Here is a 21,133-nt window from a genome sequence, read left to right as displayed (position 1 = left end):
AAAGAATACCATGTCTTGAAACGTTGTACAATACAGGCTTTCAACATTTTATAATGCAAATGAACATAGCTAAAGGATGCAGGGTTAAGTACGTTTAATAATGCTACAAACTATAAAAATGGATAAGAGAAGTCGTTTTTACAAAGAACAACCTGTATAAAACGTATGTTTTTACTTCAATCTATCTAAATGATACGGTTTCTGCTAAACTAGGATTTAACGTTTTGCGGGGGTGAAGAAATTTGGATAAAGTTAGCTTGCAGGATGCATTACAACGAAGAATACTCCTTCTTGATGGGGCCATGGGCACCATGATTCAACAGGAAGACCTTTCCCCCGATGATTTTGGTGGGGAAGAGCTGGAGGGCTGTAATGAAATGCTGGTCTTAACGAGACCGGATGTCATTCAAGGGATTCATGAAGCATACTTGAAGGCCGGAGCAGACCTAATTGAAACGAATACATTTGGAGCAACATCCGTCGTTTTGGCGGATTACGATATACCAGAACGTGCCCGTGAAATTAATCTGGTGGCGGCCAAGCTGGCGCGTAACGCGGTGGATAAATACAGCACTGCGGACAAGCCTCGTTTTGTAGTAGGAGCTATGGGCCCAACCACGAAAACCTTGTCTGTCACAGGCGGTGTTACATTTGCTGAGCTGATTGACAGCTATCAAGAGCAGGCCTTGGCACTTATTGAAGGCGGCGTGGATGTACTCCTTTTGGAGACCTCACAGGATACGCTTAACGTCAAGGCTGGAAGTATCGGAATTCGGCAGGCTTTTGAGCAGACAGGTATCGAGCTTCCGCTAATGATTTCAGGCACGATTGAGCCTATGGGAACGACGTTGGCTGGACAAAATATCGAATCCTTTTCCATATCACTGGAACACTTACATCCAATTTCGATTGGGTTGAATTGTGCTACGGGTCCAGAGTTTATGCGTGATCATATTCGCTCTCTGTCTGAAATGTCCTCTGCAGCTATTAGCTGTTATCCAAATGCGGGCTTGCCCGATGAAAATGGCCAATACCATGAATCGCCTGATTCATTAGCACGTAAAATGGCTGCTTTCGCTGAAAAAGGCTGGTTGAATATTGCTGGGGGATGTTGTGGTACCACGCCTGAGCATATTCGAGTTATGAGTGAAAGTATGTCGCAGTTTGAGCCGCGTTCGCTGGTAGGTCATCATCCTCCTGCCGTATCAGGCATTGAGCCTGTATATATTGAACAGGACAATCGTCCGTATATGGTTGGTGAGCGAACAAATGTTCTTGGCTCCCGCAAATTCAAGCGTTTGATTGTGGAAGGCAAATATGAAGAGGCGTCTGAAATTGCCCGTGCTCAGGTAAAAAGCGGAGCGCATGTCATTGATATTTGTGTGCAGGACCCGGACCGCGATGAAATGACGGATATGGAAGCGTTTTTGAAACTGGTTGTAAACAAGGTAAAAGTACCTTTGGTGATAGATACAACGGATATTAAAGTCATTGATAAAGCACTTCAATATTCGCAAGGTAAGGCGATTATTAACTCCATTAATCTGGAGGATGGTGAAGAGAAATTTGAGAACATGGCTCCTCTTATTCATAAGTACGGCGCCGCTGTTGTTGTTGGTACGATTGATGAACGCGGACAGGCTATTTCACGTGAGGATAAGCTTGAGGTAGCTAAACGTTCTTATGATCTGTTGGTGAACCGTTACGGTTTGGCAGCGGAGGATCTAATTTTTGATACGCTTGTATTTCCAGTAGGAACAGGTGATGAGCAATATATCGGTTCAGCTAAGGAAACGATTGAGGGTATTCGCATTATTAAAGAGGCGCTTCCCGGAGTGCATACTATCTTGGGCATCAGTAACGTTTCTTTTGGTTTGCCGGAAGCGGGTCGTGAAGTGCTCAATTCCGTCTACTTATATGAATGTACCAAAGCAGGTCTGGACTATGCGATTGTAAACACTGAGAAGCTTGAGCGTTATGCATCCATTCCAGAGCATGAGCGGAAACTTGCGGAAGACTTGATCTATAAAACAAATGACGATACTTTATCCGCTTTTGTAGCAGCTTTTCGTAACAAGAAAGTGGAGAAAAAAGAAAAGATATCAAACCTTTCGCTCGAAGAAAGACTGGCTTCCTACGTAGTGGAGGGAAGTAAGGAGGGACTCATTCCGGATCTGGAGCAAGCGCTTGTGAAATATTCTTCGCTGGAGATTATTAACGGCCCGCTGATGAAGGGGATGGAGGAAGTAGGACGACTGTTTAACAATAACGAATTGATTGTAGCAGAGGTGCTGCAAAGCGCTGAAGTGATGAAGGCGTCCGTGGCTTATTTAGAGCCGTTCATGGAGAAGAATGAATCCTCAGTAAAAGGTAAGATTTTGTTGGCTACAGTCAAAGGTGATGTGCATGACATTGGTAAGAATCTGGTGGAGATTATTCTATCCAACAATGGTTACCATATTGTGAATCTGGGTATAAAAGTACCACCAGAACGCATTATTGAGGCTTACCGTGAAGAAAAGGCCGACATGATTGGCTTATCCGGGTTGCTTGTTAAATCGGCACAACAAATGGTGCTGACCGCACAGGATTTGAAAAATGCGAATATTGATATTCCAATAATGGTGGGTGGAGCTGCTTTAACACGTAAGTTCACTAAAAATCGTATCCGTCCTGAGTATGATGGTCTGGTTGCCTATGCAAAGGATGCTATGGATGGCCTAGATATTGCCAATAAGCTTATGAATCCTGAGTCCCGTAAAAAAATGGCCGAGGAGATGGAGGCTGAGCGAGAAGCTGAAGCGGCAATCGTCGTGGAAGCCAAGCCGCTCCCTAAACTCACTCGAGCTGTGCGCTCTAACATTGCTCAGGATCTGCCCGTCTATATTCCACCAGATACGGATCGCCATGTACTGCGTAACTATCCACTGAATTATATTTTGCCTTACGTGAATATGCAGATGCTAATGGGGCATCATCTTGGTTTAAAAGGCAATGTTGAGCAGCTGCTGGCTTCGGAAGATCCGAAAGCGATTCAGTTGAAGGAAACCGTGGACAGCATCATGTTTGAAGCTGTGACAGACGGAATCATCCAGGCACATGCCATGTATCGTTTCTTTCCAGCGCAGTCGCAAGGGAATCAAATTCTGATCTATGATCCGTCGGATGTGAGCAAGGTACTGCACACATTTACATTTCCGCGCCAGCAGGTAGAGCCTTATCTGTGTCTGGCTGATTTCTTGAAATCAGTGGAATCCGGAGTTATGGACTATGTGGGTTTCATGGTCGTTACAGCTGGTCATGGGATTCAGCAGATATCTACCCAGTGGAAAGATAAAGGGGATTATCTGCGCTCGCATGCACTTCAAGCGGTAGCACTCGAAGTAGCAGAAGGGTTAGCGGAACGGCTTCACCATATTATCAGGGATAGCTGGGGTTTTCCGGACCCTGCCGATATGACAATGAAACAGCGGCACGGTGCCAGATATCAAGGCATTCGGGTATCCTTTGGCTACCCTGCATGTCCAGATCTGGAGGAACAGGGGCCGTTGTTCCAGTTGTTAAAACCTGAGGATATTGGCGTTGAGCTGACGGAAGGGTTTATGATGGAACCGGAGGCTTCTGTATCAGCCATGGTGTTCAGCCACCCTCAGGCGCAGTATTTTAACGTCGAAAAGGTTTAACACCTTTATCAGATGGGATAGCAAATACCCTCCGAGCTTCGGAGGTTTTTTGCTGGTCAGCAGGAAGAAGGTTAATGTTATGGAATTTTATTTTCTCGGTACAAATGCAGGGGTGCCTACGATTCAGCGAAATGTAACGTCCATCGCTCTTCGTTTGCTGGAAGAACGAAGAAGCATGTGGCTGTTCGACTGCGGTGAAGGCACTCAACAAGAGGTATTGCGTTCGCCGCTCAAACTAAGCAGACTTGAAAAAATATTTATCACCCATTTGCATGGGGATCATCTTTTTGGTCTGCCGGGGCTGCTGTCGAGCAGAGCGTACCAGGGGGGAACGACACCACTGACGGTATATGGACCGCCTGGAATCCAGCAATATATCGAGCTATCTTTAGGGATCAGCCAATCGCGTATCAATTACCAACTACATATTGTGGAGCATACGGGCGGGGTTCTGTTTGATGACGGACAATTCCGGGTAGAGTCAGCTTTGCTGGATCATCGGATCGACAGCTATGGCTACCGAGTTGTAGAGATGGATAAGCCCGGTAAGCTTAACCAAGAACTGTTGGAGCGATATGGAATCAAGCCCGGCCCGGTGTACGGTAAGTTAAAGCGTGGGGAAAGCGTGGAGGTAGAGGGTGGAGTTATTTTGCACCCTCAGGATGTTTTGGGTTCGCCGAAAAAGGGGCGTATCATCACGATTTTGGGGGATACGAGACCTTGCCCGAATACGGTAGTGCTGGCTCAAGATGCAACTGTCGTCGTTCATGAAGCCACTTTTCTGCATGAACTGGCAGATACAGCGTACGAGTATCATCATAGTACGGCGCTTCAGGCAGCGGAGGCTGCAAAAGCCGCAGGTGCGGGTCAGCTAATCATGACACATTTTAGTTCTAGGTATAAAGATCAGGAGCAGCTTCAGCCATTGCTGGAGGAAGCGCGAAGCATATTTCCCAATTCATTGCTTGCGGAGCAGCATGTGTTGTTACCGGTACCCGATATCGGTTAATAAACGATTGGAGAAAGATATGTGCATGGGTACCGGGGCTTGCTCCGGTGCCTTTGTTTTTCACCGAAATTATTTTCCGGGAAAGCGCAGGATGCGACAAGAGATGAGAACCCGTACACGGTGGTGGGGATGAATTTGTTCTACCACATATGGAGGTATGTCATATTCGCGTTTCTATATATCGAATTTAAAGGATTTTATTTCTTGAGCATGATCAGGAAATACAGAAGATTTCCTTTGAGGAAATAGCGCCTTCGATGGATTTCGACGAAGATGTGAACTTATGTCATGTGAAAGCGACGGCTTTTAGCGAGGAATTGCGCTATTTTGCACGGTTTACCAGCAATTCATGGACTTCATAAGCATTTTTGACTTAAGATAGATGGGATGAATGGAGACAGCCGATTATTTTATAACCTGAATCATTAAGGTGGTTAAATAAGAAGGAGAACATCGTTCATAGGATGAATTATAATTTTCAATGCTATGATGTGAATGGATTTGAAGTGGGGGAGGGGATTGCGATAAAATCGTTACTAATTGATCTGGATGGAACCCTTTATCATGGAAATCGGATGATCAAGGGTGCGGATCTGTTCATATCCCGATTGCGTACAGACCAGATACCTTATGCTTATGTTACAAACAATGCTTCACGCACACCCGAATCGGTGGCTGAGCATTTGGTTGGTATGGGAATTAAAGCGGCCAGCCATGAAGTATATACTTCGGCGTTAGCAGCTGCACAATATGTAGCACAGCAAAGTCCTGGAGCTCGTGTATATTGTATTGGTGAGACAGGATTACGTGATGCACTCACAGGAGCCGGTTTGCAGCTTGTTGAAAACCATCCTGATTATGTGGTGCAGGGGATAGATCGTCAATTTACATATGATGCGCTGGCCGCTGCCATGCGTTGGATTCGGGAAGGAGCCACTTTTATTTTGACAAACCCGGATCTCCAATTGCCTTCACATGATGGGCTAACGCCAGGAGCAGGTACGATTGGAGCAGCAATTGAAGCGGCTTCACAGGTAAAGCCTATTGTCATCGGTAAGCCTTCAAGCGTATTGATGAATTATGCACTGAACCGCTTAAACATTAGGGCGGATGAAGCTCTGGTTGTGGGCGATAATATGCTTACAGATATTGCGGCAGGTGCAGCAGCAGGTTGTAAAACAGCTCTGATCCTGTCGGGCGTGACGACCCGCGCTAATATGGACGAACATGTGCGTACCGTTGGAGTAAAACCTGACCTGATGTTTGAAAATCTCGCTGAATTGCAGGACTGGATGAAAGAAGAGCTGAAATAATAGAAAAAAGTATATGTTTTAGAAAACTTGCGAGCATTAAAAGCTATGTAGCTACGAAAGGAAAGATGTTGAAATGCCGGAACTTCCTGAAATGGAAAACTACAGAATCTTATTATCCAAACAAATTTTGGACATTCCGATTACTGGAGTGACGGTTAGCCGTGAAAAGTCCATTAATACTGAAGTGGAAACGTTTGAGAAGCAATTGCTCGGAACGACCGTTGTATATTTAGAGCGTCGAGGCAAGCATTTGATTTTTCATTTAAACACGGGCGGGAGGCTCGTACTTCATCTGATGTTGGGAGGGCTGTTATTTCTGGGAACGGAGGAGCAGCGTCCAGATCGTACAGTTCAGATCGAATTAGATTTTAGTGGAGTAAAGCTTTATTTTATCGGACTGCGCTTAGGTTATCTGCACTTGCTGACGGCTAAAGAAACAGAGGAGGCTTTGTCAGACCTGGGACCTGACCCGTTAGACCGCCGCATGACGTTGGAAAAGTTTACAGCACGGCTGAAGGGACGCCGGGGGATTTTAAAAACAACACTGGTGAATCAGCAGATTTTTTCAGGTATTGGCAATTGTTATTCGGACGAAATTGCTTATATCGCCGGATTTACACCGGGTTCCAAAGTACAAAACATTGTGCAGTCGCCAGAAAAAGTGGAAAAGCTATACCATGCCACTCAATCCGTACTACGTGAAGCTACTGCGGAAGGCGGGTACATGGAAATGCCTCTAATGGAGGGAGACACGCTAACAGGTGGATTTGATCATCAGTGTCGAGTATATGACCGCGAAGGAGAAGAATCTCCAAGTGGCGGAAAAATTGTAAGGGTTGAACTGGCGGGGAAAAAAGCATTTTATTGCCCGGTACAGCAGCATGATGCCTAAATTGCTCATCGGCTCCCATGTGAGTACGCGTGGTGGCTTTTTCAAAGCCGCTATGCGTGCGCGAGAGCAGGAGGGGCGTTCATTTCAATATTTCCCGAAAAATCCTCGTAGTCTGAGACTGAAGGAATGGAGTGCTACTGATGCTGCTGCTTGCAACGCTTACTGTGTAGAGCACCAGCTTCAATCCATTGCTCATTCGCCATATCCCGTTAATCCGGCTCATGGGTCTGAGCGTGGTCAGGAACTTTATGAGCTGACGATTGCTTCATTACGCAATGATCTGGATATTGCTGAAGCCTGTGGGTCAAAAGGGATTGTCGTTCATTTTGGTCACATGCATTCGTTAGACCCTCTAGAGGGCTATCGTAACATCATTAACTGTTTTAATGATGTGCTGGAAGGCTGGCAGGGAAATGCTAAAATATTGATTGAAAATCAGGCGGGGGATCATGGACCTATGGGAACCACGCTTGAGGAAATGGTGCAAATCCGTCAGTTGTGCCGGTATCCTGACAGTATCGGCTTTTGCTTGGACACTTGTCATGCGTATGCAGCAGGATTGTGGAACGGTGGAATGGACGAGGCTTTGATTGATAAAGGAAACCGTCTCGGCTATTGGTCAGCTCTATGCGGAGTTCATTTGAACGATTCTAAATACCCGTATGGCTCTAAAAAAGACAGACACGCCCGTGTGGGACAAGGCTACATTGGTACTGAGGGCATGCGCTGGATGACAGATCAGGAGGCCGTAAGAGGCATTCCTATCGTTTTGGAGAGTGAGACGGGACCTGATGGGACACATCAGGAGGATATTCAAATGATTCTAAGCTGGGAGTAAATCGGTCTGATTAATAATAAATAACTTTAAGGCTTGCGAACTTGCATATATGGGAAAAGGAGGAGAAGTTGATGTATTTGTTTATGGACGATTATAGGCCTTGTCCTCCGGGCTTTAAGCTGGCAAGAGATGCGGATGAGTGCCTGCTGCTGCTTCATGAATACCCTATTTCGATACTATCGCTAGATTATGATTTGGGACCAGGTCAGCCTACGGGAAAAGATGTGGCTGCTGCTATCGCAGGGAAACGGTTATATCCACGTGAAATTTACTTGCATTCCTCCAGTCCAGAGGGGCGGCGAGCCATGTATGAGCTGCTCTATGCGAATAAGCCAGAGGGAGTCACCGTGCATAATGGGCCCATACCCGAGGAGCGTATGCGAGAGATCAGAAAAGGGTCTGAACAATGAAAGAGATCGGACAAAAAGACGCGCGCCGTGCCATATGGGAGGGATGCAAGCTGGCTTTGTTTGTGTACACTCCCATGTGCGGAACATGCGCGGCTGCCCGTAAGATGCTGGAGGTAGCAGAGCATTTGCTCCCCGAAGGAGCAGTGGTGCAGAGCAACATTAACTATATTCCTGAACTGGTACAGGAGTACCGGATATCCAGCGTTCCCGCGCTTCTTATATATAATGGTGAAAACAATAATCCTGAAATCATCTACAAAATGGAATCTGTAGAACACTTGCTGAGCAAAATAAGGAGCGTGATGGAATGATATCCATGAAGAGCATTACGTTGCAGCGGGAAGAAAGACGGATATTGGACGATGTAAGCCTGGATATACGAGAAGGTCAACATTGGGCTATTCTGGGTCGCAATGGTTCCGGTAAAACAACTTTGCTGGAAATGATGACAGGGTATATGTTTCCAAGTCGTGGTACGGTTGAAGTGCTTGGGCAAATGTATGGTCAATGTGATGTGCGGGAGGTCCGCAAGCAGATCGGATATATCAGTCAGACCTTATTGGAAAAGCTGGCGTTAAAAGATCCAGTTTGGGAAGTAGTCGCTACAGGTGCGTATGCTTTTTTGCGCTTTTATCAGGAAATTCCAACAGAGGCAAAAGAAAAGGCCATATCTTTGCTGGAGGGTATGAATTTAGGTGACTTGATTCATCATACGCTGGGGACGTTATCTCAAGGAGAACGTAAAAAGGTGATGTTGGCCCGCTCACTGATGGCGGAACCCCGTCTGCTAATTATGGACGAGCCTTGTGCTGGGTTGGATCTATTTGAGCGGGAAAAAATGCTGGTCGAGATTGATCGGCTCCGCAAGCGGGACTTATCAGTGGTCTATGTGACTCATCACATTGAGGAGATTGTCCCCCTATTTACACATGTTGCATTGATTCGTGATGGTAAGGTTGCAGCAGCTGGACCGAAAAAAGAAGTTTTAACGAAAGAATTGATTATGCACACATATGAAGTTTCGGTTGAGCTGGATTGGGATGGAGAACGTCCCTGGATTCGGGTGTGCGCTGGAGGGTAATGTTATTTTGGAGGAACTATATATGAGTACAGATGAACAAAGTGAATCTACTTTGTCATCATCAAGATTTATTTGTACGGCCAATCACGGTTTTGCACCCTATGCTCAAGAGGAGCTTAGAAGAATATTTGGCTCTGTGAAAAGTACGATGCTTTTACCTGGTGAAATTTTTCTGGCTACATTACCTGCGGAAGAAATTGAGGTAGTGAGGACAATTACAGGTCAGCCGCCGATGTTTTTACGTCACTTGTTTCCTGTTCATTTTCAGGAAGAAGGAACGGATCTGGTTCAGGTGCAGGAGCGTCTGGTTGCATTCATCCGTAACCGCAAGGAACTGATGGATCAACGTGTTTCTTTACAGGTGCGCAAAGGATCTAATAGCAGCTGGACTGAAAGCGCAGGTGCACTTAAGCAGGCTTTGAGTGAACAATTAAGTGATCTACCTATGGAGCAAACAGTACAAGGCGCCGATGTTATTGTGTCCGTTTTTGCAGATACAGATACGTGGTATGCAGGTGTATCACGTCCTGAGGACAACCTATCGGATTGGAGCGGAGGTGCGGTTCGTTTTCAGAAAGAAGACGGACAAATTTCCCGTGCCAAATTCAAGCTATTGGAAGCAGAAGTAACGTTCGGCATAGATTTTGGCGCTTTCCATCAGGGACTGGATATTGGGGCAGCACCGGGTGGATGGACTTCCTTCTTACTGGAGCGGGGACTGAAAGTTACTGCGGTTGATCCGGCAAAGATGGAGCCATCACTGATGAAGTACGCCAATCTGACTTTTTTGCGTAAAAATGCAAGTGAAGTCAAATTTAAAGAGAATTCGTTCGATCTGCTGGTTTGTGATATGAGCTGGAGTCCTAAGCAAATGGCAAGGCTTGTTACTGATTTACTATATAGTTTGCGAAGTGGTGGTACTGCTATCGTTACGGTCAAGCTAATGCATAAAAAGCCCTTGGCGCTCATTCATGATGTAATTGCTTCATTTGAGGAGTCCGGCATGCAGATTCAGCGAGCTAAGCAGCTATTCCATAATCGAGATGAGATTACCCTGTACATGATTAAGTATGGAAAATAACACTTTACAATAGATACAGGTGTGCTATATAATAAATCCAAATTGTTCCTTAAAAATAATAATGATGTTTAAATCAAGGGAAAGTATCCCGCGAAACGGTTTTCATGGCGACATGGAAATTTGATTTTGCGGCAGCTTTCCCTTTTTTGCGTTGTTTGCTTAAGAAAGGAGGTAGGAGAATAATGAAGCAACCATCACAGTTGGAATTCGGATCAATTGTTGGTGAGCGTTACCGTATTGTGCGCACATTGGGTTCGGGAGGAATGAGCCGCGTGTTCATGGCAGAGGATTTAAAACTGCCAGGCAAGCAATGGGCAGTGAAGGAGTCGGTTGCCGAGCCACAAGTGATGAAGCTTGTACGCACGGAGGCAGAGATGCTGATTTCACTAAGCCATCCACGTTTACCAAGAATTGTTGATTTTTTTGAGCATCCCCCATCTGGTGCGGTATACCTGGTTATGGATTACATCGAAGGAATTACGCTGGAAGCATATATGAAGGGCTACCAAGGCTATATTCCACAGGAGCAAATCGTCCCATTCGCTTTGCAGGTACTGGATGTGTTGGATTATTTGCATACCCGTCAACCACCAGTCATTTACCGGGATCTGAAACCAACGAATATTATGCTGACACCGGAAATGGAATTTATACTGATTGATTTTGGAATAGCGAGGAGCTACAAGGCTGAGCTGGATCAAGATACGGTAAAGCTGGGCACAGTGGGCTTCGCTGCCCCGGAGCAATATGGAGCAGGTCAGACGGATGCTCGTTCAGACTTATACAGTTTGGGAGCGCTGCTATTGTATCTCTGTACAGGAGGCAAATATAGCGAGTGGACTGCGGGAGTAGAAGGATATATACGCGGGGAATTGTCTCGTCATTTGATTCCAGTAATTCGAAAACTGCTGCGTGAGAATCCTGAGGAACGATTTCAATCCGCCGGGGAGGTCATTGGAGAACTGCGTCGCAGTGCTGATTTTCAACCTGCTCAACAAGGAATATCCGTTAATGATGCCTCAATGGATTATGCAGGTACAAGGGTAGTGGCTGTACTGGGTGTCTCTGCCGGCTCCGGTGCTACGCATACAGCAATTATGGTGAGCCACTATCTGGCTCGAAGATCCCGCTCCGTAGCTTTGGTTGAGCTGCACAGCACAGCCAAAGCATTTGCCCGACTTCAAGAAGTCGTAGAAGGCACATCCGTTGGACAAATGAGTTCAAGTCGGCGTTTTGAAGTCGATGGAGTACATTACTGGCGACAAACATCGCGTGCGGATGTCATTTCTTTGTTGGGTGGTTCTTACAGATTTATCGTACTGGACCTGGGGAGTGGGCAGGATAATGAACGTCTGGAAGAATTCTTGAGAGCCGATTATCCGCTCGTCGTTGGCTCAGGGGCCGAATGGAGGGTTCAGGATATAGCAGGGCTAGCCCGATCTCTTCAGCGCCACCCACAGCACAAATGGAATTACTGCTTGCCATTGGCAACTTCGGAGGCGGTTCGCAGGCTTCGTAAGGAGCTGGATCACGATAAAGTATTTGCTCTACCGTTCCACTCAGACCCCTTCGAACGGGATGATGAGATGGATCAGGTGCTGGACGAGCTGTTTCGCGGAGTTATTCCAGACACCCGGAGAAGACGCTTCGCATTCCTTAAGCGACGGCGCTAAATAGAAAGTATATATCAAAAAGAGGCAGGGGAGAAGTTGTGTGTCCAAGCTAAGAAAAAGCAGTAAACAAAAACTGTATGCCGGTTGCATTGGCGCTGGGATTGTTGGCATTATCTTTGCTGGCTACCTTATGGTTAATATCCATCAAATGAATGAGGTCAGGAAACAGGCTGAGGTAGAGGCAGAACTGAAATGGAAAGAGTATGAACAAGAGCAACGAACCGCGAAAAAAGGCTGGGCGGTTGTCCGTGACATTTCTCCAGGTGAACAGATTGCATCTAATGATTTGAAGGGAATTAAAGTTCCCGGTTCTCAGGCTCCATCAAATTTGCTGGCAAATAAAAGTGAAGTTTCCGGAACCACAGCCAAGATTGAGCTTAAAAAAGGATCTGTGCTTACATCGTCTATGATTACTGCTGACGAACCCACACCTAAAGATTTACGCAACCGTGAGCTAAAGGTAGTGGTACTACCCAACAGTCTAAAGTCGGGGGACGAAGTAGATATCCGCATTCAATTTCCAACAGGTCAGGATTACATTCTATTATCCAAAAAGAAGATTTCCCGACTGGAAGGTCCGGTTGTCTGGGTCACATTGAATGAGCAGGAAATATTATCGCTTTCGAGCGCGATTGTTGATGCCTATCTGCATAAAGCATCCATTTATGCTCTGACGTATGTTGATCCCCAATTTCAGCCTAAGGCAATCCCGACCTATCCACCTAACGCGCAGGTGTTAGCGTTAATGAATAGTGATCCGAATTTGATACACATTGCTGAACAAAAGCTGTCTAAGCAGCTGCGGGATTCCCTTGAAAATGCAATTAGTTCATCAAACAGTGTAATTTCAACACCCGTGGAAAGAAGTCTGAGTGAGGAAATTGCAGCTCAACATGCGGGTGCTACTATAGAAAACCCAACAAGCGGGATTGATGTTACAAGAAATGAATATGAGAATGAGCAGGATCATCAAGAACAAACAAAGATTCTGACGCAGGGTGGAAGCTCTGACCCGTATGCCAAATAAATGAGAGAAAAGGAACGGAAGTATGAAAACATGGATATTTGCCGGGCTTTGTGACAAAAGCGATACCTTGTTATACATCAGCAGCATATTAGCAGCTTCCGGCCAACGAGTACTGCTTGTAGATGCTACGCTGCGGGGACGGTATCGGTATAGCATAGGGATGCTTGACAAACCACTTCCCATTACGCAGTTTAGTGGTTTTGATGTAGCAATTGGATTTACAGCATGGGAAGACCTGCATATAGGTATGACGGCTGATCAGAAGGCAGAGCAGGTTTATGACATTGTTATTTTAGATGTAGAGTTACTTGATTTTTGTCCAATTTCTGTTTGGAAAAGGGCAGAACTGCGAGTTTGGGTCAGTGATTATAGCCGCATGCTAATGCATAACGGACAGAATTGGCTTCAGCATTTATTCAGTCAATCTGAATTTCCCAAAGATCTTGTATTTCACAAGCTATTTTTACAGGCCGTGGATTGTGGTCTGGAGGAGCCGTATCTGTGGGAATACATGAACCATTTCCCGGCATCTTGGCAGCAAGAGCCATATATACTGCCATGGGATGAGGGGTTGCTTGCTCTGAAACTGGAAAATGAGCATAAAAAACAGCTAATACTAAAACCGCTATCCAGAATGTATAAGAAAGAACTATGCCGTTGTATTGGGGAATGGATGAGTTGGGAATTAAAGGTGATTCGTCGTGCGCTAAAGCGTGCGGAAAGGAGTAGAGCATGAGTACCATTTTGTTTTGGAGCCCCATTAAGGGGGCTAGTGGAAGTAGCTCTTTGGCGGCAGCAATAGCAATTACCATAGGCAATCTATATAGAGGAAGACTATTATTGACTCATTTGGGTCGTAGACATACCGGTATTGAATCAGGATTACCTATACAAGAGTATGGTATGGATGATCCAACCCTACAGCTTCAGGAAGGGGGCTGGGATGCTGCCGCACGTTTAGTTCTGCGAGGGACACTGTCTAAAGAAAATATTCGTAATTATACGACACCTGTACTCGAACATACTTTGGATGTACTTGAGGGAACCTCCAGCTTTGGAGCTGCACCGCCGTTACTGTCTCCAGGGCTTGTACGGGCAGTAATAGATACAGCGAACCAATATTATGATTTAACGCTAATTGATGCAGGAAGTGGAGCAGGATGGGGGGCTGTACAGCATGAAGCATGTGCACGAGCCAAACTGGCTGTTCTTTCACTCACTCAGAATATGCGAGAGTTAGACGCTTATTTTGAATCCGTGTCTCCGTTATCTACCTACTCATCGTTACCCTTATTAATAGTACTTGGAAAATATGATGTGCATTCCCAAGTGAATGAAACGAATATTCGCAGGAGATATGGCTACAAAGGTGCTCTGTATACAGTCCCTTATAACACCGGATTTATGGACGCATGGAACCGCAGGGATGTGATCGGCCATGTGCAGCGTGAGGTACGAAGTGGAAAAGGGCAGCACCGCAAGCTTTTTATGACTGTAGGATGGGCGCAGAGTATACGTCATATCAGCAAAGCTATTTTGGAGGCGGCAGAGTCCGATCTTCGGCTCAAGGCTTTAGAGAGGGGCGCTTAAATGCTGTCCGCTCAAATGATCAACGGATTGATTCTTACCTGTATAGTATTGATGTGCATCGTACTGATTATTGTTAAATATCGAGGGAATTTTCACTCGCGACATTCAACACTTCGGGTAGAAAAAAAGAACGAAGATGCCACATTCGAAACATTAATAGAGTATATCAAAAATGCACTTCATGAACTAAGTCATAGCCAGATGGCGGATGCCGGATTGCATGAAGAGGAATATAGACGGCGTATCCATCAAAGGGCGGAACTACGCAGGGCATTAAAGGACTGTGCCAATGGTAGCAGTGGAGATAAACGTTTTGTTAAAAATCTGATGGCTGAGCTTCTGATTCACGGTTACGGCTTGAACGAGAAAATCGTCGATACTGTTATGCCATTCTCCAGACCTGAGTTGTTTAGCATACAGGATCAATTCGAAATTATATTTTACCAATACCAGCAGAAGTTTGGCGCTGATGCACTATCACGTTTACTGGATACTTATGACTTGGCCGAAATGAGATATTCACAGCAAGGTGAAGAAGATGGAAGTTATCTCGTTACCGCAGAGGACATTCGTTATATCTATGATTGTGAGTACCGGCCCCTTTCCTTTTTGGAGAAGGTGGATATTATTGTCCAGCGGATTTATCAGCATTACAAAGGCTTTTCCGTCATTGATGATATTCGTGACCAGCGGATCGACGGTGTAAGTGGGGGCGTCAGTGGTATGCCGGAAGGTGGGATTCCTGCATCATCAGACTGGCCTTCCGATGAATATGTATTTGAACAAACAACTATGCCTACTGCCAATAGTTATGAGAGCGTATGGATTTTTTATAAAGGTAAAACGATCCATCTTTCGTTCCTTTCCTTCGGATCTGAGCGTGAACTTAAAAGGGTGTGCCAAAATATTTACAAATACAATTACCCGGGACAGCTTTCCGAAGCGAATGGTTATAAGGTCAATGAAATGAAGGATGGGTCACGGGTAGTGGTGGTACGACCTCCTTTCTCAGAATCGTGGGCTTTCTTTGTCCGTAAATTTGATATTCAAAGCGCATCGCTGGAACAGTTAATTAAGGGACAAAATGCTGATTTTCCAATCCAGCTACTTTCTTATTTAATGAAAGGCAGCCGGATTACTGCTATCACAGGCGCGCAGGGCTCAGGTAAGACGACGTTGTTAATGGCGATGGTCAAGCACATTTATGCTTCGTATACGCTTCGTGTTCAGGAAATGGCTTTTGAACTGCATCTACGCAGCATCTACAGTCGCCGTAATATTCTTAGCTTTCGAGAAACGGATCATATTTCAGGACAACAAGGGCTTGACTTACAGAAAAAAACAGATGGAACCGTCAATATTCTAGGCGAAGTAGCAAGTGATGAAGTAGCTGCTTGGATGATTCAAATGTCGCAGGTTGCCAGTCTGTTCACCATTTTTACTCATCATGCCAAAACATTTCGTGATCTCGTGTTTTCACTTCGTAATTCATTGCTCAAAACAGGAGTATTTCAGCATGAAGGCATTGCTGAGGAACAGGTAGTTCATGTCATTAACTTTGATGTGCATCTCAAACGTGATGCGGAAGGGCGACGCTACATCGAACGGATCACAGAATGTGTGCCGCGTAACCCGGATCATACGGATGCAGGCTCCAATGCTTCAACGAGCTACAGTTATCGCCACGTTATGGAATATCAGAACGGAAGCTATATACCGATGGAGCCCTTAACAGCCAAAAATGTACAAGAAATGTGTGAGCAGATGAATGTAAATGATGCCAGAGATTTCCGCAGTTTTTTGACCCGCTATTGGGAGGAAGACTATGAGTCTTAAAGAAATTTTATTATGGATTTTACTTATATCAGGTGGGGGCTTTACGCTTCTATATATAGCTTTATGGGGGTTGCGTAAGCGCAGTAGTCATGCAGTTCGCACAGGACGAATTTATTCTGTGAAGGAAGGTCGCAAGGGAAAAGCGGTACTGCAACGTGAGCTACAAGCCTTACTGCATAAGTTGTACACGCTGTGTATGAAGGTCCCTTTCTTGTCCGGATACATCACGAGTATACGTAAGCGACTAGCTGGTCAGCATGCCTACGATGAGTACAAGCTTCGCCTACAGACGATGAAGATGACACTGTTCATCTGGGGAGCTTTTGCTTGCAGTGGTGTTGTGCTGGTCATGATGAAGCCAGGAATAGAGTTTGCTATATTAGCCGTTTTATGCGGAGTGGTAATCAACAGTCTTATTTTGGATATGGCCATTAGCCGGATGGAAAAAAGGCTACTTGCACAGATGATCGAATTATTCGCCAATGTGCGTCACTATTACCATCAGCACGGTATGGTGGAGGAAGCTATATCCGAAGCGGCCGATTTGGCGGAGGCAGAGGCCGGGAGACACGCACGACTCATCCATGAGGCGCTAACAGATGTTGATCCGCACGAAGCATTGGAAAGATACTATGAATCGGCTCCTAATCGATTTTTAAAAGCTTTTGCCGGTATCTCGTATATGGTAATGGAGTTTGGTGATCGGGTTGAGGAGGGGGGCTCCATTTATTTGAAGGGGCTCGGCAGTCTCGCACGCGAAATCCAGTTGGAGTTGCTGCGAAGAAATAAACTGGACTATCTGTTAAAAAGTCTAAACGTGATCGCACTAGCACCTGTTTTCTTTACCATCCCAATCGAGACATGGGCGAGATCCAGCTTTCCCTCCATGGATGAGTTTTATCAGGGAAAATTGGGTTATATCACAAAATTATCCGTTTATATTGTGATAATCGTATCTTATTTCCTATTACAGAAGCTACAACAGACCGACGAGACAGGATATCGTGCGGGTAGAGGACGGAGGGTTTGGGAGCAGAAGCTATATCGTTTTTCTATCATTCGTAATGTGGTGGATTCTTTAATTCCGCGTCAGAATATGTCTTCTTATTTTCAAATAACCCGCCTATTAAAGGAAAGTGGTGCGGAGATTAGGCTGGAGTGGCTCTACATACGCAGAATGGCTCTTTGTATCATAGGATTGGTGCTCAGTATCAGTACGATATTTTTTTTACATGAAGCTGAGAGAACGCATATCCTTCACGCACCAGTGCAATCGGGTCAAATGTTTGGACGTTTAAGTCCGGTGGAGCAAAAAGAAGCTTTGAAGCAGAGTGAGATTGATCGCAAAATCATGCATTCGCTGAACATGAGGTCAAACAGCACATACGAACAGACGTACGCTGCTTTAGAGCATAATGCTAATGGAACTGCTACTCCTGAACAGTTATCCACAAATACTTGGCGTATCCTCCAAAAGCTAAAAAATTGGAATGATGAATACATCAAGTGGTGGGAAGTGCTGATTAGTTTGATTGTTGGGTACGCAGCCTATCAAATGCCTATGCTTTTATTATATTTGCAACGAAAAATGCGTCGGTTGGATATGAGGCATGAGGTGTATCAATTTCAAACAGTTATTTCCATTTTACGGGTTATGGAACGAATGTCTGTCGAGGAAATATTGGAGTGGCTGAACAGATTTTCAGTTATATTCAAAAGACCTCTGCAAAAATGTTTGCTTCATTATGAACATGGGCCAGAGGCAGCTCTCGACTTGCTAAAAGAAGAAGCGCCTTTGCCGGAATTTCAACGTCTCGTGGATAAGCTTCATTTGTCTTTAGGTAAAATTACGATTCGAGAGGCCTTTGATGATTTGGAATCCCATATGTCCTACTATTTCGAACAAAGAAAACAGGAGTATGAAAAAATAATAGACAGTAAGGCTATCTGGGGAAGGATGATTGGTTTTGCCCCGATGTATGGTCTTATCTTTTTATATTTGGTGATTCCGTTGATCGGCATGAGCTTTGTTCAAATGGATAACTATTATGAACAAATACAAAAAATTCAGTAAGAAAGTTAACCTATGACTAATACAAAATAACAAGCTAGGGGAGAAAAATAAATGAATAACGCATCAACAGCTTTAAAGGTAGCCGCTGGGATATTTTTGACCATCGCTCTAATTACGATTGTAGTTATACTATTTATTTCAGCCCAGGAGGCGACTAAAACGGCACAAAACAATTTTGCTGATATTCAGACCGAATTGTCTCAAGCCTCTTTTACGGTATATGACGGCACAACGATTAGCGGTTCCCAGGTGACCAATGCGCTGCGGAAGTTTCAGGGGAAGGACCAATTCGGCATTCAGATTAAAACCGGCAAAAATATGGCAGGCCAGTGGTACGGTAATGCTCTGAACATTAGCCCAGACAGTGAACAGTATGGCGCCGTGAATGGTGGCAGTGATAAGACAGGTAAAATCACGAATACACTTAATGAGAAAGAGAATGAATACGTAAATCCGAGTGGTAAATTTAAAGCTGAAATCGTCAAAGACAAATCGAACGTGGTACGTGGGTTGTTGTTTACCCAGTCCTAAGCACTACAGCAGAGATAATAATCATAAAGGGGATGAGAGTATGTCTGATCACGCTTCAAGTATGCTGCGGCTTGGTGTGTCAGTTATTCTGTTCATAACCGCATGTGTAACGGCAGCAGACTTGTCCAGCCAGCTGGATGGTGCACTGGAATTAAGATCACAGCAAGAGGAGCATTCTGAAGGGCGAATAGCCCGTACTGCTGGGGTGGGGTTGCCGGAGCGGATTAAAGGAACTCAGGTCATACAGGCAATTCGCATGAACTTACAGGAGGGGATTTCGATTCAAGTCGACGGGACAGAGTATGATGTATTTTCTGAACCGTTTGAGCCTGATGTATCGACCCTGGATGCTTCCTCATTATATTCCATGTACCCCCAGCGTAATGGGAATGGGGACATAACATCTGTACGTTTTGAGAAATTGGGGGAAGACTGAAGTGGTTCAAACAATATCGAAGCTGTTGGGGGCGCTGCTCGCTGTATTGCTTTTGTACATCGTACCCGCAGCTCAAGCTGCTGAACGGCAGGATGATATATCCGGGTTAAATACATATCATGCAACTGTACGTTTTGTTGATATGGTAAGAACCAAGGGTTACATTACACCGACGATGTATAACGATTTTATGCGTGATCTGGAATTGATAGGCAATACGTACGAAGTTGACTTGGAGCATATGCACAAAAAGTATGTACCGGACTATGCAGATGCCGCGAAGCCAGACAGTTTTCTGGGCAATTATGAAGCTGTATATGATGGGTACTATAATTCGCAAATTTTTCCTGTACTGTTTCCTGACAATCAGCAGCCAAAATCAGATCAGACGCGTCGATATACCTTGATGGCCGGGGATTATTTTACGGTCCGGGTACATAATACGAATCGGACTCCTGCGGACTTGTACAAATCATGGCTTCTTGGTGGGGCAGATAGCGGCAAGCCGGCAGTTACAGCTTCTTACGGGGGCATGGTTCTGAATGAAGATTACTGATTTTGCGGTCATATTTATACTTTTGTTTTTGCCCTTTGGTGTAGTTAGTGACTTACGGGTGCAGAATCAGCGTGAAGTACAGCAGCTAGAAATGAAATATACGTCGGCTCTCCGTACCGCAGTTCAGGATGCAGGGGTTGTGCTCTCACAGAATGAACGTCAGGAACGCGAGGCCGGATACGGATCGGATAAGTTTTTTCGAGTAGATAAAGAAGCAGCGCTGAACACGTTCCTGCACACCCTTTTTCTTAATGTAGGCATTGATGGGGATATAGTAGCACAACGTGCATTATTGGATTACATACCGGCTATTGTAATTCTGGATTATGACGGTTATTATGCGTTCACCTCAGAAGCCTATACAGACGAGCATGGACAAGCTGCTATTGGCCACAAATGGAGCGAAAAAAAGCCATATGCCTATGTTGATTCAGTAGGCAACAGTGTGGGGTTCACCTTGGATAATTATGTGCACGCATACGATACTCGAAATCACAGGTGGGTAGAAGGCTTTCAAAAGGAACTTCAGGATCAGACCGCTATATCTTTGCTGAATAATTCAGAAACTTTTGAGCAAATACGTCGTTCCACCATTGTTCGCAGCGTTCAAGAGGACTTGGCGCGAATTATTAATGTCCATAACGAAAAAGCAGCGCGTAACGGCATAACTTATTCGTTCACTCTACCGATCATTCCGCAAGAGGAGTGGTACAACACGGTAGATGATGTGGGGCTGATCGCGTTTATCCAAGGCATTCCGGTCGGAGACAGGTATTACAATAACTATGGATTTGGTGGTGGGAGAGTCGTTAGAAAGCAAGACATTATCGGTGGCATAGAACCAGATACTGGAATAAAGTATTTTTATAGAGATTCATGTCCAGCTCCCTTTAAAGCGAGTGAACGTTTCACGGATGAAAAATCTGCAGCAGCTGCGGGTTACTTTGAGTACAAATGTTATAATGGCTTAAAATAATCACCCTCATGGGTGGTTTTTCTTTTTTTAGGCAGATCCATACCAAAAAACCTTAAAATTCACTGTTTTCAATATTCCGATATGGTTGCAGAATGTGCTACAATAAAGCTTTGAGAGAAACGAAATG

Annotated in this window: 19 protein-coding genes; all 19 read left to right on the top strand. The window is 45.0% G+C overall.

Features of this window, described 5'->3' with window-relative positions; all coding sequences use genetic code 11:
• The first annotated feature begins 242 nt into the window (after positions 1-242).
• The 19 genes from metH (at position 243) to NSQ57_RS13495 (ending at position 21,006) form a co-directional block, all read left to right on the top strand.
• A complete protein-coding gene (gene metH, locus NSQ57_RS13585) occupies positions 243-3,683 on the top strand; it encodes a methionine synthase (protein ID WP_342424934.1) in 3,441 nt (1,146 codons plus the stop codon).
• 79 nt (positions 3,684-3,762) lie between these two features.
• Positions 3,763-4,692 carry a ribonuclease Z gene (gene rnz / locus NSQ57_RS13580; RefSeq protein WP_029517417.1) on the top strand — a complete coding sequence of 310 codons (930 nt, stop codon included), beginning with the start codon at positions 3,763-3,765 and terminating at the stop codon, positions 4,690-4,692.
• 464 nt (positions 4,693-5,156) lie between these two features.
• On the top strand, positions 5,157-6,005 hold the full coding sequence (locus tag NSQ57_RS13575) for a TIGR01457 family HAD-type hydrolase (protein ID WP_080658623.1): 849 nt from the start codon (positions 5,157-5,159) through the stop codon (positions 6,003-6,005).
• Between the two features lie 73 nt (positions 6,006-6,078).
• The gene (locus NSQ57_RS13570; RefSeq protein ID WP_025724124.1) at positions 6,079-6,897 is read left to right on the top strand and encodes a DNA-formamidopyrimidine glycosylase family protein; all 819 of its coding nucleotides are present in this window, start codon (positions 6,079-6,081) and stop codon (positions 6,895-6,897) included.
• Positions 6,887-7,735 carry a deoxyribonuclease IV gene (locus NSQ57_RS13565; RefSeq protein ID WP_185156338.1) on the top strand — a complete coding sequence of 283 codons (849 nt, stop codon included), beginning with the start codon at positions 6,887-6,889 and terminating at the stop codon, positions 7,733-7,735. Before NSQ57_RS13570 ends, NSQ57_RS13565 begins: the two co-directional genes overlap by 11 nt.
• 71 nt (positions 7,736-7,806) lie before the next feature.
• Positions 7,807-8,145 (top strand): cyclic-phosphate processing receiver domain-containing protein, encoded by a 339-nt coding sequence (locus NSQ57_RS13560; protein ID WP_250239101.1) that lies wholly within the window; start codon positions 7,807-7,809, stop codon positions 8,143-8,145.
• The gene (locus NSQ57_RS13555; RefSeq protein WP_029517421.1) at positions 8,142-8,456 is read left to right on the top strand and encodes a thioredoxin family protein; all 315 of its coding nucleotides are present in this window, start codon (positions 8,142-8,144) and stop codon (positions 8,454-8,456) included. Before NSQ57_RS13560 ends, NSQ57_RS13555 begins: the two co-directional genes overlap by 4 nt.
• The gene (locus NSQ57_RS13550; RefSeq protein ID WP_342424933.1) at positions 8,453-9,226 is read left to right on the top strand and encodes an ATP-binding cassette domain-containing protein; all 774 of its coding nucleotides are present in this window, start codon (positions 8,453-8,455) and stop codon (positions 9,224-9,226) included. The genes NSQ57_RS13555 and NSQ57_RS13550 overlap by 4 nt, the downstream gene beginning before the upstream one ends.
• Positions 9,227-9,248: 22 nt before the next feature.
• Entirely contained in the window at positions 9,249-10,307 is a 1,059-nt protein-coding gene (locus NSQ57_RS13545) for an SAM-dependent methyltransferase (protein WP_039271278.1), read from the top strand.
• A gap of 179 nt (positions 10,308-10,486) precedes the next feature.
• The gene (locus NSQ57_RS13540; protein ID WP_342426130.1) at positions 10,487-11,980 is read left to right on the top strand and encodes a serine/threonine-protein kinase; all 1,494 of its coding nucleotides are present in this window, start codon (positions 10,487-10,489) and stop codon (positions 11,978-11,980) included.
• Between the two features lie 40 nt (positions 11,981-12,020).
• Positions 12,021-13,007 carry an SAF domain-containing protein gene (locus NSQ57_RS13535; RefSeq protein ID WP_342424932.1) on the top strand — a complete coding sequence of 329 codons (987 nt, stop codon included), beginning with the start codon at positions 12,021-12,023 and terminating at the stop codon, positions 13,005-13,007.
• 22 nt (positions 13,008-13,029) lie between these two features.
• Complete coding sequence (locus tag NSQ57_RS13530) at positions 13,030-13,743, top strand: hypothetical protein (protein WP_029517426.1); 714 nt, start codon at positions 13,030-13,032, stop codon at positions 13,741-13,743.
• Positions 13,740-14,597: a hypothetical protein gene (locus tag NSQ57_RS13525; protein ID WP_342424931.1), complete on the top strand. Its 858-nt coding sequence runs from the start codon at positions 13,740-13,742 to the stop codon at positions 14,595-14,597. The genes NSQ57_RS13530 and NSQ57_RS13525 overlap by 4 nt, the downstream gene beginning before the upstream one ends.
• A complete protein-coding gene (locus NSQ57_RS13520; protein ID WP_342424930.1) occupies positions 14,598-16,433 on the top strand; it encodes an ATPase, T2SS/T4P/T4SS family in 1,836 nt (611 codons plus the stop codon).
• Positions 16,423-18,507: a hypothetical protein gene (locus tag NSQ57_RS13515; protein ID WP_342424929.1), complete on the top strand. Its 2,085-nt coding sequence runs from the start codon at positions 16,423-16,425 to the stop codon at positions 18,505-18,507. Before NSQ57_RS13520 ends, NSQ57_RS13515 begins: the two co-directional genes overlap by 11 nt.
• Before the next feature lie 51 nt (positions 18,508-18,558).
• Positions 18,559-19,038 (top strand): hypothetical protein, encoded by a 480-nt coding sequence (locus NSQ57_RS13510; protein WP_023988985.1) that lies wholly within the window; start codon positions 18,559-18,561, stop codon positions 19,036-19,038.
• 40 nt (positions 19,039-19,078) lie between these two features.
• Complete coding sequence (locus NSQ57_RS13505; RefSeq protein WP_029517431.1) at positions 19,079-19,474, top strand: hypothetical protein; 396 nt, start codon at positions 19,079-19,081, stop codon at positions 19,472-19,474.
• 1 nt (position 19,475) lies between these two features.
• Complete coding sequence (locus tag NSQ57_RS13500) at positions 19,476-20,030, top strand: hypothetical protein (RefSeq protein ID WP_342424928.1); 555 nt, start codon at positions 19,476-19,478, stop codon at positions 20,028-20,030.
• Entirely contained in the window at positions 20,017-21,006 is a 990-nt protein-coding gene (locus tag NSQ57_RS13495) for a hypothetical protein (RefSeq protein WP_342424927.1), read from the top strand. Before NSQ57_RS13500 ends, NSQ57_RS13495 begins: the two co-directional genes overlap by 14 nt.
• The last annotated feature ends 127 nt before the right edge of the window (positions 21,007-21,133 follow it).

It is taken from the genome of Paenibacillus sp. FSL L8-0502 (assembly GCF_038593055.1).
Classification (GTDB): Bacteria; Bacillota; Bacilli; order Paenibacillales; family Paenibacillaceae; genus Paenibacillus; species Paenibacillus polymyxa_D.
This window is presented reverse-complemented; position numbering and strand designations above follow the sequence as displayed.

Coding starts and splice junctions, on each gene's coding strand:
- rnz (WP_029517417.1), top strand. CDS start 3,763: ATGGAATTTTATTTTCTCGGTACAAATGCAGGGGTGCCTACGATTCAG.
- NSQ57_RS13575 (WP_080658623.1), top strand. CDS start 5,157: ATGAATTATAATTTTCAATGCTATGATGTGAATGGATTTGAAGTGGGG.
- NSQ57_RS13570 (WP_025724124.1), top strand. CDS start 6,079: ATGCCGGAACTTCCTGAAATGGAAAACTACAGAATCTTATTATCCAAA.
- NSQ57_RS13565 (WP_185156338.1), top strand. CDS start 6,887: ATGATGCCTAAATTGCTCATCGGCTCCCATGTGAGTACGCGTGGTGGC.
- NSQ57_RS13560 (WP_250239101.1), top strand. CDS start 7,807: ATGTATTTGTTTATGGACGATTATAGGCCTTGTCCTCCGGGCTTTAAG.
- NSQ57_RS13555 (WP_029517421.1), top strand. CDS start 8,142: ATGAAAGAGATCGGACAAAAAGACGCGCGCCGTGCCATATGGGAGGGA.
- NSQ57_RS13550 (WP_342424933.1), top strand. CDS start 8,453: ATGATATCCATGAAGAGCATTACGTTGCAGCGGGAAGAAAGACGGATA.
- NSQ57_RS13545 (WP_039271278.1), top strand. CDS start 9,249: ATGAGTACAGATGAACAAAGTGAATCTACTTTGTCATCATCAAGATTT.
- NSQ57_RS13530 (WP_029517426.1), top strand. CDS start 13,030: ATGAAAACATGGATATTTGCCGGGCTTTGTGACAAAAGCGATACCTTG.
- NSQ57_RS13525 (WP_342424931.1), top strand. CDS start 13,740: ATGAGTACCATTTTGTTTTGGAGCCCCATTAAGGGGGCTAGTGGAAGT.
- NSQ57_RS13520 (WP_342424930.1), top strand. CDS start 14,598: ATGCTGTCCGCTCAAATGATCAACGGATTGATTCTTACCTGTATAGTA.
- NSQ57_RS13515 (WP_342424929.1), top strand. CDS start 16,423: ATGAGTCTTAAAGAAATTTTATTATGGATTTTACTTATATCAGGTGGG.
- NSQ57_RS13510 (WP_023988985.1), top strand. CDS start 18,559: ATGAATAACGCATCAACAGCTTTAAAGGTAGCCGCTGGGATATTTTTG.
- NSQ57_RS13505 (WP_029517431.1), top strand. CDS start 19,079: ATGTCTGATCACGCTTCAAGTATGCTGCGGCTTGGTGTGTCAGTTATT.
- NSQ57_RS13495 (WP_342424927.1), top strand. CDS start 20,017: ATGAAGATTACTGATTTTGCGGTCATATTTATACTTTTGTTTTTGCCC.